This is a genomic window from Mycobacterium intermedium (assembly GCF_002086275.1).
Taxonomy (GTDB): Bacteria; Actinomycetota; Actinomycetes; order Mycobacteriales; family Mycobacteriaceae; genus Mycobacterium; species Mycobacterium intermedium.
Map to the genome: position 1 here is coordinate 26,850 of NZ_MVHT01000028.1, position 13,183 is coordinate 40,032.

13 protein-coding genes are annotated in these 13,183 nt (G+C 67.8%); 3 read left to right on the plus strand and 10 right to left on the minus strand.

The window, feature by feature from the left end; translation table 11 throughout:
* Positions 1 to 3: 3 nt before the first annotated feature.
* From BST27_RS12190 to BST27_RS12220, 7 genes are all read right to left on the minus strand, one after another.
* A complete protein-coding gene (locus BST27_RS12190) occupies positions 4 to 924 on the minus strand; it encodes an MBL fold metallo-hydrolase (protein ID WP_069419453.1) in 921 nt (306 codons plus the stop codon).
* On the minus strand, positions 924 to 1,682 hold the full coding sequence (locus BST27_RS12195; protein ID WP_069419454.1) for a LamB/YcsF family protein: 759 nt from the start codon (positions 1,680 to 1,682) through the stop codon (positions 924 to 926). Before BST27_RS12195 ends, BST27_RS12190 begins: the two co-directional genes overlap by 1 nt.
* A gap of 10 nt (positions 1,683 to 1,692) precedes the next feature.
* Complete coding sequence (locus BST27_RS12200) at positions 1,693 to 2,415, minus strand: sensor domain-containing protein (RefSeq protein WP_069419455.1); 723 nt, start codon at positions 2,413 to 2,415, stop codon at positions 1,693 to 1,695.
* A gap of 62 nt (positions 2,416 to 2,477) precedes the next feature.
* The gene (locus tag BST27_RS12205) at positions 2,478 to 3,191 is read right to left on the minus strand and encodes a sensor domain-containing protein (RefSeq protein WP_069419496.1); all 714 of its coding nucleotides are present in this window, start codon (positions 3,189 to 3,191) and stop codon (positions 2,478 to 2,480) included.
* A 41-nt stretch (positions 3,192 to 3,232) separates the two neighbouring features.
* Positions 3,233 to 4,081, minus strand: coding sequence for a metal ABC transporter permease (locus BST27_RS12210; RefSeq protein WP_069419456.1), 849 nt, complete (start codon positions 4,079 to 4,081; stop codon positions 3,233 to 3,235).
* On the minus strand, positions 4,078 to 4,890 hold the full coding sequence (locus BST27_RS12215) for a metal ABC transporter ATP-binding protein (RefSeq protein WP_069419457.1): 813 nt from the start codon (positions 4,888 to 4,890) through the stop codon (positions 4,078 to 4,080). The genes BST27_RS12210 and BST27_RS12215 overlap by 4 nt, the downstream gene beginning before the upstream one ends.
* Positions 4,891 to 4,903: 13 nt before the next feature.
* Positions 4,904 to 5,773: a metal ABC transporter solute-binding protein, Zn/Mn family gene (locus tag BST27_RS12220; RefSeq protein WP_372515524.1), complete on the minus strand. Its 870-nt coding sequence runs from the start codon at positions 5,771 to 5,773 to the stop codon at positions 4,904 to 4,906.
* A gap of 107 nt (positions 5,774 to 5,880) precedes the next feature.
* Between BST27_RS12220 and BST27_RS12225 the strand changes: the two genes are divergently transcribed.
* Entirely contained in the window at positions 5,881 to 6,960 is a 1,080-nt protein-coding gene (locus BST27_RS12225) for an Rv3575c family transcriptional regulator (protein WP_069419459.1), read from the plus strand.
* Here BST27_RS12225 and kstR read toward each other — a convergent pair.
* Complete coding sequence (gene kstR / locus BST27_RS12230) at positions 6,957 to 7,562, minus strand: cholesterol catabolism transcriptional regulator KstR (RefSeq protein ID WP_170062306.1); 606 nt, start codon at positions 7,560 to 7,562, stop codon at positions 6,957 to 6,959. The genes BST27_RS12225 and kstR overlap by 4 nt on opposite strands.
* 252 nt (positions 7,563 to 7,814) lie before the next feature.
* On the opposite strand from kstR, the gene BST27_RS12235 reads away from it, so the two are divergent.
* Positions 7,815 to 9,944, plus strand: coding sequence for an acyl-CoA dehydrogenase family protein (locus tag BST27_RS12235; RefSeq protein ID WP_069419461.1), 2,130 nt, complete (start codon positions 7,815 to 7,817; stop codon positions 9,942 to 9,944).
* Between the two features lie 83 nt (positions 9,945 to 10,027).
* Here the strand turns inward: BST27_RS12235 and BST27_RS12240 are convergent, their stop codons facing one another.
* Both BST27_RS12240 and BST27_RS12245 read right to left on the minus strand, forming a co-directional pair.
* Positions 10,028 to 10,570, minus strand: a complete 543-nt coding sequence (locus tag BST27_RS12240; RefSeq protein ID WP_069419462.1) for a hypothetical protein — start codon at positions 10,568 to 10,570, stop codon at positions 10,028 to 10,030.
* A 163-nt stretch (positions 10,571 to 10,733) separates the two neighbouring features.
* Complete coding sequence (locus tag BST27_RS12245) at positions 10,734 to 11,810, minus strand: ferredoxin--NADP reductase (protein ID WP_139805127.1); 1,077 nt, start codon at positions 11,808 to 11,810, stop codon at positions 10,734 to 10,736.
* A 188-nt stretch (positions 11,811 to 11,998) separates the two neighbouring features.
* On the opposite strand from BST27_RS12245, the gene hsaA reads away from it, so the two are divergent.
* Complete coding sequence (hsaA, locus tag BST27_RS12250) at positions 11,999 to 13,183, plus strand: 3-hydroxy-9,10-secoandrosta-1,3,5(10)-triene-9,17-dione monooxygenase oxygenase subunit (protein ID WP_069419497.1); 1,185 nt, start codon at positions 11,999 to 12,001, stop codon at positions 13,181 to 13,183.

The following is a 13,183-nucleotide window of genomic DNA, read 5'->3' on the forward strand; positions in this document are numbered from 1 at the left end:
GGCTTAGACCCAGGGATCCTCGCGTTGCCACACCGTCGGCAGCTGCACCTCGACACCGTCTGCGGCGGCCAGTTCGTCCAGGGTGCGGATGGACACATCCAAGTCGTCGGCCACATACGGGAAGGCCCGCAACGGTTTCGACAACGGGCGGAAGAAATCGTCCCAGTGGATGAGGACGACGCGGCGGGCGCCAACCGCGCGCACTACCTCGGTCCAGTAGTCCGCCAGGTAGGACCGCGGCTGCACACCCAGTTGGCCGACGCCGAGGTAGACCACCTCGGCGCGGTAACCGTCCAACGCGCCCGGCACGAATCCTGCGCTGCCCTGGATCAATACCCGCCGCCCCGAAGGGCCGTGGTGGATGAACGTCGACCACGCCTCGCCGCAGCGGTAGGCCGAGGCCTTCACCGGCGGCACCACCGGTTCGCTGATCACACCCGGAAACCGGTCGGGGGGGCAGTGGTGGGATGCGACCAGCGTTACCTCAAAGGGGCCCAACGTGATCCGCTCACCGGAGGTCGCCACCACCAGCCGCTCCTCGGGCAGCCCGTACCCGCGGCCGATGTTGGCGGCCGACTCTCCGCCGACCAGTTGTGCGCCGGTGCGGTCGGCGACCAATGCCGAGTCCATCGCGTGGTCGATGTGCGTGTGTACCGGGATGACGGCCTCGAGCCGGGACACCTTGGCCCGGGCGAGGCAACCGTCCACCCGTGCGGGGGAGGGTGCGACCTTGGCGGCCGCGACCCGCGCCAGGCTGGGGCGGGAGAAGTAGCCGTCGGTCATCAGGGCCGACGACCCGTCGTCGAGCAGCAGGGTGGCCACGCCCATCCAGGTTGCCGACAGCGGCGCATCGGCCGCGGCTGCGGGCACGTTGAACCGGTCCGCGTAGGCGGCAAGATCGGGTCGGCCCAGTTTCCGTCGCATCAGCAGAAAGCCTTGATCTCGATGCCGGCTTTGGTCAGCCGATACCGCACGGCGTCGGCCATCTTCACGGCTCCAGGCGAATCACCGTGCACGCAAACCGATTCCGCGGTGACTGCAATCCGCGTGCCGTCCACCGCGGGCACCTCGCCGGTGGTCACCATGGCCAACACCCGCTCGGCGACCGCCGCAGGGTCGTACAACATCGCGTCGGGCCAGCGGCGCGAAACCAGTTGTCCGTCCGGCCGATAGGCCCGGTCGGCGAATGCCTCCGGCACGGTACGCAGGCCTCGGTCGGCGGCCTCGTCGAACAACACCGAACCCGCCAGGCCCAGCACCGGCATCGTGGGGTCGACGAGCTTGACCGCTTCGGCGACGGCCGCCGCCTGCTCACGGTTGGTCACCACCGCGCTGTATAGCGCGCCGTGGGGTTTGACGTAGGACACCGAAGAACCGCCTGCCTGCGCGATCGCCTGCAACGCACCGATCTGATACACGACGTCGGCCAGCAGGTCCTCGCCGGTCACGTCGATGTACCGCCTGCCGAACCCGGCCAGGTCTCGGTAACTGACCTGCGCGCCGATCACCACTCCGCGCTCGGCGGCCGACCGGCATACCCGCAGCAGACCCGTCGGATCGCCGGCGTGGAAACCACATGCCACGTTGGCGCTGGTGACGATCCCGAGCATGGCGTCGTCGTCGCCGAGTCGCCACACGCCGAATCCTTCGCCCAGGTCGGCGTTGAGGTCGATGCAGGCCACGGGACCCAGCTTATTGCGGCACCCTGGCGATCACCTGATCGAGGAGTTTGTTGACCGCCGCGGTGGTGTCCCTGCTGAGCAAGCAGACCCGAGCCTCGGTCAGCACGGTGTTCTGCACGGCCATCGCGTGCGTGCAGGCCCACCGCGGATCTTCCTCCTGGCGCAGCAACACCGTGATGCGTGAGCCGCCGCCGGTGACCGCCCCGGTGTCCATGAAGCTGTGGTTTCCGTTCGACGAGTGGAAGCTGTACCGACGGTGGGCGCAGGTGTCCCACGCCTGACGCGCCCGCTGCAACAACGCGGCGGTGTCAGCGCCAGAGGCGAAGGACGTGACGACCTGCGTGACGTCGGCCTGGACCACGCCGGGGCTGCTGAACTGGTTGCCGCGCATGGCGACCCAGCCGCTGTTGGAGTAGACCGACGCGTCGGCGATCGAGCCGATCCCCACGCACGTCCGGTCGTCGATGATGGTCGAGGCGTCCGCCGTGTTCACGATCGTCAGGACCGAGGCGACGTTCGTTCCACCGACCAGGTCCACCACCTGCTGGCTGGTCAGCAGCAGACCTTCGAGTTCGGTCGCCGAGACGACGTGCGACGACGACGGCGCGGTCGTGGTGGTGGGGGCGTGGCCCAGCGTCGCGGCCGGCAACGCGGTCCCCCCGACCGTGCTCGTGCACCCGGTGACGCAGGCGACCGCCAGGCAGGTCGCTGCGGTGGCGCGCCATGGGCTCATGTCGGGTGCTCGGTTCCTGGTCCTTGAAGTCCGTGAAGTCCTCGTAGCGGGTGCGGTGGGGTCTACAGCTTGGCAGCCTTGGTGACGATCTTGTCCACGATGTCGACGGCGACCCGGCCCGGGAGGCTGTAAGCGCAGGTGACGACGTCGATGGAGATGTTGTTGCGCACGGTCAGGGCGCGCTGGCAGGTCCATCCGTCGCCGCCCTCCTGGACCTGCGACGTGGTCAGCGTGCCGTTGTCGTTGCTGACTCCGGCCACCGTCCAAACGGTGTCGGGCTGATTCGGGTTGGCGTCGCGGAACCGCCGGTTCGAGCAGGCGTTCCAGCTCTTCACCTGGTCGTTGAAGAACTTGTTGGAATCCCGGGCGGTCGGGAAGGCCACGATGGCTTGAATTGCGTAGTGTTTGCGCCTTTTGGAGTCGTCGACGCTGTCGTCGAGTCGTTGTCCGCGCACCGCGGTCCACCCGGTGCCGTTGTACACCGCGCTCTGTGCGGGACCGTCCACCGCCAGGCAGTCCTTGTCGGTGATGCTCTTGCTCCAGTCCCACATCACCTTGGCGTTGAACCACACCTTCATCGACGTGGCGCCCAACTCGCGGTTGATCTCGGCGCTGTCCAGCAGCAGCCCTTCCAGGTCGTCGACCGATATCGGGGTCTGGTTGAACGGACCGGACTTGTCGGCGGCCACCGCATTTCCGTCGACGACGTTGGTACAGCCGACAGCGAAGGCACTCACCCCCGCCACCGTGGCGAGCGTGACGAGATGCTTGCGCACTTGCTTTCCCCCTTTGTGAGTTTGACCAGCATAAACGGGCATCAACGTCGCCGACCCAGCAAATAGCAGAACAGGTAGATCACAAACGAGATACCGGCCACGAACACCGAGACCGGCACGCCGGGCGCCAGGGACAGCACGAGACCGCCGACGGCGGCCACCTCAGCGAATGCGACCGAGGTGAGGATGGCTGCGGTGGGCGCGGCGACTAGGCGCGCGGCCGCGGCCGCCGGCGTGATCAGCAGCGACATCACCAGCAGCGCCCCGACGATCTGGACGGCCTGGGCCGCCACCACCCCTACCAACGCGGCGAACACGATGCCCAGGGCGCGTACCGGCACCCCCCGGGCGGCCGCCACCTCCGGGTCGACGGTGGCGAACAGCAGCGGCCGATAGCAGATCGCCAGCACGGCGGTCACGAGCGCACAGACCACCCCGAGCATGGCCAGCCCGGAATAGCCCACCCCGACGATCTGACCGGTGAGCAGCGCGAAGCTGGTTGCGGTCCGGCCGGGGTACAGATGGATGAACAACACCGCCAACCCGAGGCCGAACGCCAGCACCACGCCGATCACCGAGTCGCGCTCCCGGGCCCGCTGGCCGAGCAGGCCGAATAACGCCGCCGCCAATGCGCTGCCCACCAGCGCGCCCGCGCCCACCTGAAACCCGGCCAACAGGGCGAATGCGGCTCCGGTGAGCGACAGCTCGCTGGAACCGTGTACGGCGAACGACATTTGCCGCATCACGATGAACGGCCCGATCAGCCCGGCCACCAACCCCAGCAGCGCCGCGGCTACCAGTGCCTGCTGGACGAAGTCGTGCCGGAGCAGGTGCGCGGTGAGCTCGAACGCGAACAGGTTGTGCAGCACCTCGGAGAGGCGTTCGTTCACGGGGCCTCACCCATCGTTACCCATGGTTGCCCATGCTTGCCCATGCTGTTGCCGGCCGCCTCGCCGACGATGACGTAGTGGCCTTTGACCTGTACCACTTGGATGTCGGCCCGGTAGAGCGCCGACAGCGTCTCGGTGGTCATCACCTGCTCGACGGTGCCGATCTCGAACCTGCCGTCGACCAGGTAGAGCACCCGGTCCACGTACTGCAGGATCGGGTGGATCTCGTGGGTCACGACGATGACGGCGGTGCCGGCTTCCCGTCGGCGACGGTCGATCAGCGCCGCGATCAGGCGGGCGTGCGCCGGATCCAACGTCAGCAGGGGTTCGTCGCACAGCATCAGGGTCGGGTCGCTGGCCAGTGCCTGGGCGATGCGTATCCGTTGCAGTTCCCCGCCGGACATCAGGCCCACCCGGACGTCGGCCAGCTGCTCGCCGTTGACCTGTCGCAGCGCCTGCCGCACGGCTTCGCGGCGGCGGGCCCGCCCGCTGAAGCGCAGCGGTGCGACGCCCCAGCGATGCCCGTCGGCACCGAGGGCGACCAGGTCGCGCCCGCGCAACATCACCTCGCGATCAATCGGATGGTGTTGCGGCACATAGCCGATGCGTGCGCCGTCCACCGAGAAGGTGCCGGCGTCCAGCGCCAGTTGGCCGAGCAGCACCTTGAGCAGTGACGTCTTTCCGGTGCCGTTGGGGCCCAAGACCGCGATGAACTCGCCCGGCGCCACCGACAGGTTCAAGTGGTCCCAGAGCACGCGCTCACCGAACGCGAGCCGTGCGCCGGTCAGCTCCACCACGTGGTGGGTCATGGACGCCTGCGGCTCAGCCGGCCGACCGCAGCGCGGCCGTCAGCTGGTCGACGGTGTTGCGTTGCCAGGTCAGGTAGTCGATGCCGGCGGGCAGGGTCTCGGTCACTTCCGTCACCGGCACCCCAGCGCGGTGGGCGGCGTCCTGCAGTCCGTGGATCGCGGCGTTCGAGGTCTGGGGGTTGACCAGCAACGCCGCGACTTCGCGGCGGTCGATCAGGTCCAGCACCGATGCCATGTCGGCGGGGGACGGGTCGCTGTCGTGCGCGGTGGCCGTCGTGAAGGATGACGGGGTTCGGTTGACCAGCCCGGCCGCCGCCAGCAGGTAGTTGACGACGGGCTCGGTCGCGATCACCCCGGTGTCGGGATGGGCGGTGGCAATGGCGCGTTCGGAAGTCGCGATCGCGTCGGCGCCACGACCGAATTCGGCGGCGTTGGCCCGGTAGTCCGCGCCGTTGCCAGGATCGATGGTCGCCAGCCGGTCGGCGATCGTGGCGGCCACCTCCTTGGCGACGCCCAGGTTGTAGAACACGTGCTCGTCGGGTGCTCCGGCCTGCGGTCCCAGCAGCGAGAACGCGTCGACGGCCTGGATGCCGGGGTGGCCCGCCAGCACCCGGTCGACCCAGGGGTCGTAGCCGCCGCCGTTGTACACCACCAGGTCGGCGTCCGCGATCGCCGCGACGTCCGCCGCGCTGACCTGATAGGCGTGTGGATCGGCGTCGGCGCCGGTGAGGATGGATTTGACGCTCACGTGCCCGCCGGCGACGGCGCGCGCCACGCTGCCCCACACGTCGGTGGACGCCACCAAGACGGCCGCTCCGGGATGCGAGCTTGCGCCCGTAGACCCACCCCAGCCGCACGCCGTCAGGAACCCGACGCACAGCAGGCAGACAAGGGTACGCACCGGCCAATATTAATGAAAATGGTTTCCATTAGAAAATCGGGCGAGGCATCGCGTGCCCTGCACGTGGAGCCGTTGTAGCCTCACGGAGCGTGAGTCCGACACCGCGGAGGCATACGACGTTGGCGTCGCTGGCCGCCGAGCTCAAGGTGTCGCGCACCACCATCTCAAATGCGTTCAACCGCCCGGACCAGCTTTCCCCCGAGCTGCGGGAGCGGGTGCTCGAGACTGCGAAGCGGATGGGCTACGCGGGTCCCGATCCGGTGGCGCGATCGTTGCGTACCCGCAAGGCAGGTGCAGTCGGACTGGTGATGACCGAGGCGCTGACGTATTCGTTCAGCGACCCGGCGGCACGGGATTTCGTTGCGGGAGTGGCGCAGTCGTGTGAGGAGCAGGGCCAGGGGCTGCTGCTGGTCGCGGTGGGCCCGAGCCGCAGTCTGGAGGACGGCAAGGCGGCGGTGCTCGCCGCCGGGGTCGACGGGTTCGTGGTCTATTCGGTGTGCGACGACGACCCTTACCTCGAGGCGGTGTTGCAGCGCCGGCTTCCGGTGGTGGTGGTGGACCAGCCCAAGGACCTGCCGGGAGTGTCCCGGGTGGGCATCGACGATCGGGCCGCGATGCGCGGGATCGCCGAGTACGTGCTCGGTTTGGGGCACCGCGAGATCGGTCTGCTGACCATGCGGCTGGGCCGGGACCGCCGACAGGACCTCGTCGACGCCGAACGGCTGCAATCACCCACGTTCGACGTGCAGCGCGAACGGATCAAGGGGGTTTGGGAGGCGATGACGGCGGCCGGCGTCGACCCGGGTTCGCTGACCGTGGTGGAAAGCTACGAGCACCTCCCGACGTCGGGCGGAGACGCCGCCAAGGTGGCGCTGGAGGCCAATCCGCGCATCACCGCGCTGATGTGCACCGCCGACATACTGGCCTTGTCGGCCATGGATTACCTACGGGCACATGGCATCTACGTGCCCGGCCAGCTGACCGTCACCGGGTTCGACGGCGTGCCGGAAGCACTCAACCGCGGGCTGACGACGGTGGCGCAGCCGAGCCTGCAAAAGGGACGCCGCGCGGGCGAGTTGGTGCAACGCCCACCGCGGTCCGGGCTGCCCGTGGTCGAACTGCTGGACACCGAGCTGATCCGGGGCCGCACCTCCGGCCCTCCGGCTTAACCCGCGCTGCCCTCGTGGTCGCCGATCAGCAGTCGCACGGCCAGGTCCAGTCGCTTGCTCACGTCGGTGGCCGAGGCCCGCCGGGTAAGCCACGCGAGCAGGTTGGACAACCACACGTCCGAGATCACCCGGGCGATGTGGTACTGGTCCTCGGTCGGTTCGCCGTCGCTCATCGCCCGCGCAAACATGCTGTCGATCAGCTTCTCGACTTGGTCGACCTCACTGGCCGCCGATGCGTCGGCGAACACGTAGGCGCGCGTCATGGCCTCGGTGAGCAGTGGATTTCGCTGCATCGCGCGGTTGAGCTTGCCGACCATGTAGCTCAGCCGCTGGTACGGGGTTCCGCCGGCCACCGCCGAGCGGTCGGTCTTGGCGTCGATCCGGCTGAATTCCCGGCCCAGTGCCGAGACCAGCAGATGCACCTTCGACGGGAAGTACCGGTACAGGGTGCCGACGGCGACGTCGGCGCGGTCGGCGACAGCCCGCATCTGGACCGCCTCGTAACCGCCTTTGGAGGCGATGGCCATGGTCGCGTCCAGGATGCGCTTGCGGCGCTCCCGCTGCGCTTCGGAACCGAGTTCAGACTCGGCCAGTACCGCCATGTTCAGGACCTCGCGCGGGTTCGCTGGGGACATGTGGCGGGCAACTCCTCGTGCGGGCGGTCCGTTCGCAAACGATACGCGTGTGGTGCGTAGATTTCCCACCTCCACGGAGTCTGGGTCCCGTCCGTTTAGGGACGTGTACTGGCGCAACACTCGCCGATTTGACGGGTGATTGCTTCCACTATTAGAACACGTTCTAGTGGGTATGAAAGGCTCACTATGATGTGAATTTAATGACTCGGAGGTCTGCACGTGGTAGCGACCGTCACTGACGAACAGCTCGCCGTTCGCGAGTTGGTGCGCGACTGGGCCCGCGCTGCGGCCTCCGGGGAGCCGGCGACCGCTGCCAGCCGCCAAATTGAACAGGGCAACGCCGACGCCTGGCGCCCGGTGTTCGCCGGTCTGGCCGAGCTTGGGTTGTTGGGCGTTGCCGTGCCCGAGGAGCACGGCGGGGGCGGGGCCACCATCGAAGACCTGTGCGCGATGGTCGAGGAGTCGGCCAAGGCGTTGGTACCGGGACCGGTCGCCACCACCGCACTGGCCACGCTGGTGGTCCGTGATCCCGAACTGCTGACCGCACTGGCGTCCGGCGAGCGAGTCGCGGGCGTGGCGCTCAAGGGTGACGTGCGATTCGACCAAGCGACGTCGCGGGCATCGGGCACGGCAGCTTTCGCATTGGGTGCCGTGCCCGACGGGCTGGTGTTGCTGCCGGCGGGCGCGGACTGGCTACTCGTCGACGGCGCCGACGACGGCGTCACGGTGGAGCCGCTGTCGGCCACCGACTTCTCCCGGCCGCTGGGCCGGGTGGTGCTGACGGATGCGCCCGCCACCGTCGTGGCCGGAGAGCGGATCGAAAACCTGACGGCGGCCCTGCTGGCCGCCGAGGCGGCCGGAATCACCCGGTGGGCGCTGGATACCGCGGTCGCCTACGCCAAGGTGCGGGAACAGTTCGGCAAGCCGATCGGCAGCTTTCAGGCCATCAAGCACATTTGCGCCGAGATGTTGTGCCGCGCCGAGCAGGCCGAGGTGGCCGCCGCCGACGCCGCCCGAGCGGCTACGGAGGCCCGGGAGGCTGGTGAAGCGCGCCAGTTCGCCATTGCCGCCGCGCTGGCCGCCGCTCTGGGTATCGCCGCCGCCAAGGCCAACGTCAAAGACTGCATTCAGGTGCTCGGCGGCATCGGCTGCACCTGGGAACACGACGCGCATCTTTACCTGCGCCGCGCGTACAGCATCGGCCGTTTCCTCGGTGGCACCGAGCACTGGCTACGCCGCGTCACCGCGTTGACGCAGGATGGCGTCCGTCGTCGCCTCGGCGTCGACCTGTCCGGCGTTGAGGACCAGCGGGCCGAGATCGCCGCGGCCGTGGCCGAGGTCGCCGCGCTGCCCGAGGAGAAGCGGCAGGTTGCGTTGGCCGACGCCGGCTTGCTCGCCCCGCACTGGCCGGCACCGTACGGTCGCGGCGCGGGCCCGGCCGAGCAGCTGCTGATCGACCAGGAATTGGCCGCCGCCGGCGTGGTGCGGCCGGACCTGGTGATCGGCTGGTGGGCGGCGCCGACCATCCTCGAACACGGCACGCCCGAACAGATCGAGCGCTTCGTCCCGGCCACGTTGCGTGGTGAATTCTTTTGGTGCCAACTGTTTTCCGAGCCGGGTGCCGGTTCCGACCTGGCGTCGCTGCGGACCAAGGCGGTGCGTACCGACGGCGGCTGGCTGCTCACCGGGCAGAAGGTGTGGACGTCGGCGGCGCACAAGGCCGCGTGGGGCGTGTGCCTGGCCCGGACGGACCCGGACGCGCCGAAGCACAAGGGCATCAGTTACTTCCTGGTGGACATGAAATCACCGGGTATCGAGATCCGCCCGCTGCGTGAGATCACCGGTGACTCGCTGTTCAACGAGGTGTTCCTGGACAACGTGTTCGTGCCCGACGAGCTGGTGGTCGGCAAGATCAACGACGGCTGGCGGCTGGCCCGCACCACCCTGGCCAACGAGCGGGTGGCGATGGCTAACGGGACCGCGTTGGGCAATCCGATGGAAGAGCTGCTCGCGGTGTTGGCCGAACTCGACCTCGACGTCGCCCAGCAGGACCGGCTGGCCAGGTTGATCTTGCTCGCCCAAACCGGTGCCCTGCTCGACCAGCGGATCGCTCAGCTGGCCCTGGGCGGGCACGATCTGAGTTCGCAGTCGAGCGTGCGCAAGCTCATCGGTGTGCGCTACCGGCAGGAATTGGCCGAGTTCACCATGGATGTGTCCGACGGTGGGGGCTTGGTGCGCAACCGAGCCGTCTTCGACTTCCTCAACACCCGGTGCCTCACCATCGCCGGCGGCACCGAGCAGATCCTCCTCACGGTCGCCGCCGAGCGGCTTCTCGGCCTGCCCCGCTAGGCGGTGCTGGCCGCGTATCCGGCGAGATTGCCGCTACGGCAGTAGTTCGGCGCCTCGCAACAGCCGTGCCGGCAATCTCGGCGTTAAGAGAAGTTTGCCTGCGCGCAGGTGCTCGGTGAGGTGAGGTTCACGCCGGAATAGACGACCTGCATGTGCGTGCAGACGATGACGTTCGCATTGGTCATCGGCCGACCCGTCGACCAGCTGACCGCGTTGATGATGCCGGTGGTCTGGTACTTGTCCGGCGGACCCTCACCGAAGTAGACGGTGGTGATCGTGTCCGTCCCGCCCTCTTTGAAGACGCGTTCGAACTGGCTGGTGGCGTGCGCGTCCAAATACATCAGCCGGTTGGTCGGCCGGATCTCGGTGGTCTGCCGCGCCCACAGGCTGGGCGGAAATCCGGCTGGGCCGTCGGGGGTGCGCAGGTTGGCGCCCGCGACGAAGTCGCAGTTGCCGTCGGGGTGGCAGTTGACGAAGCTGTGCGTCTCCAGCTGGGTGGTCTCATCGACCGGGAACAACGTGGTGGCGGTGTTTGCCGCCGCCCCGGCAATCGGGGCACCCGCGAAGGTGGGTAGGAACGTCATCAGGCATCCCGCGACGGTCAAGCCCGTCACCAGCCGCTTCATCCTGCGTCCTCTCGTCGACGAGTCGTAGCTAAGTCATACCGAAGCAGATTCTTGACGAGATTGACAGGCCCTGTTGACCGCCGGGGCCGCCGACACCGCCATTGCCGCCGCTGAAGATGTCACCCGGCACCTCGGTCAGCCCCATAGGGTGTGACCAGCGCTCCTACTCGTCGTAGGTCACTTCGACCGAGTCTGATTCGGGATGAGCCTGGCAGGCCAAGATCAGCCCCTCGTCGAGGTCCTGTTGTTCCAGCACGTCGTTGACTTCCATGCTGACTTTGCCGTTGCGCAGCGTGGTGGCGCAGGCGCCGCAGTGCCCTTCCCGGCACGAGAACGGTGCGTCGAGGCCCTTCGCCAACAGAACGTCGAGCAACTTCGCGCTGCGCGGCCACGAGACGGTGTGGGTCTCGCCGTCCAGCTCCACCACGGCGGTGGCCGGCGGCTCGTCGCCGGTCTCCTCGATCGTCACCGCGGCGAAGGGGTCGGACTCCAGTGACTTGAACACCTCGATGTGTATCTGGCCGGGCGGCACCTGCAGCGCTTCGAGGGCCAGGCGCGCCGCCTCCATGAACGGGCCGGGACCGCAGATGAAGGCGGGCCGATCCGTGAAGGGCTGGGCCAGCTTCGCCAGCGCGGCGGCGCTCGGCAGCCCCTGCAGTGATTCCAGCCAGTGCACCACCGTGAGCCGGTCCGGGTACTTGGTCGCCAGATCTTGCAGCGCGTCGCGGAAGATGACCGAGCGGTCGTCGCGGTTGGCGTAGACCAGGGTCACCTGCCCGCTGCCCTCGGACAGCGCGGACTTGCAGATCGCCATGATCGGGGTGATGCCGCTGCCTGCGGCGAGCAGCAGAAAGTCGTCGTCGAGCGTCTTGGGCACGAAGGTGCCAGAGGGTGCCAGCACGTGGATGCGCATGCCCTTGTGGGCGTTATCGCACAACCAGTTGGAGGCATAGCCGTCCGCGGTTCGTTTGACGGTGACCGTCAGCGCTTCGTCGGTGAACGGCGAACTGCACAGCGAGTAGCAACGTGCCACCGAGCCCGTCTTCTCGCTAGGGACGCGCAGCGTCAGGAACTGGCCGGGCGCATAGCGCAGCCGCTCCGGCGGGATGGTCGGGTCCCCCGGGCCGTCGGGCACTTCAAATACCAGCGACCGCGCATCGTCCGTCTCGGCGATGACCTCGGCGATCTGCAGCTCGAGGACGTGGTCGCCGAGCGGTTCGTCGGGAACGTCGGCGCCGATGTCCCCGCCCACGTCCCCCGGAATAGCCTCAGCCAAGACCTGCCCTCTCTTCCGTGACAACTAGAACATGTTATAGATAACCCGATTCATACCGCTACCAGGCGCAGGAATACCCTGCTCGACACAAATCGGAACGTGTTCTAGTCTTTCCCTAAGCCGAAAACGTGTTCTCTCAGGAGGCAACCGTAGTGACGTCCATTCAACAGCGCGATGCCCAGGCGGTCTTGGCTGCCATCGATGATCTGCTGCCCACGATCCGGGAGCGCGCGCAACTTACGGAGGATCTGCGTCGCCTGCCCGACGAGACCGTCAACGAGCTCGAGGCCATCGGCTTCTTCACCCTGTTGCAGCCCGAGCAGTGGGGCGGACTGCAATGTGACCCGGCGCTGTTCTACGAAGCGGTCCGCCGCATAGCCAGCGCGTGTGGGTCCACCGGCTGGGTGAGCTCGATCATCGGCGTCCACAACTGGCACCTTTCGCTGTTCGACCAGCGCGCGCAGGAGGAGGTCTGGGGCGAGGACACGAACACCAGGATCTCGTCGTCCTATGCCCCGATGGGTGCCGGTGTCGTGGTCGACGGCGGCTACCTGGTCAACGGTTCGTGGAACTGGTCGTCGGGTTGCGACCACGCCACGTGGACGTTCCTGGGCGGTCCGGTCATCAAGGACGGCCGACCTGTTGACTTCGGCAGCTTCCTGATCCCGCGCTCGGAATACCGCATCGACGACGTTTGGCACGTGGTGGGTCTGCGGGGCACGGGCAGCAACACCATCGTCGTCAAGGATGTCTTCGTGCCGCGGCACCGGTTCCTTTCCTACAAGGCGATGAACGACGGCACTGCGGGCGGGTACGAGACCAACACCGCCCCGGTCTACAAGATGCCTTGGGGCACCATGCATCCCACCACCATTTCGGCGCCGATCGTCGGCATGGCATACGGCGCGTACGACGCGCACGTGGAGCACCAGGGCAAGCGGGTTCGTGCGGCGTTCGCGGGGGAGAAGGCCAAGGACGACCCGTTTGCCAAGGTTCGCATCGCCGAGGCGGCCAGTGACATCGACGCCGCGTGGCGGCAACTGAGCGGCAATGTCGCCGATGAGTACGCGCTGCTGTCCGCCGGCAAGGAGATCCCGTTCGAACTGCGTGCCCGTGCGCGGCGCGACCAGGTGCGTGCCACCGGCCGCGCCATCGCCTCGATCGACCGGCTGTTCGAGGCCTCCGGTGCCACCGCTTTGGCCAATGACCAACCCGTGCAACGGTTCTGGCGTGATGCGCACGCCGGCCGGGTGCACGCGGCCAACGACCCCGAACGGGCATACGTGATTTTCGGGAACCACGAGTTCGGGTTGCCCCCCGGCGACACCATGGTTTAG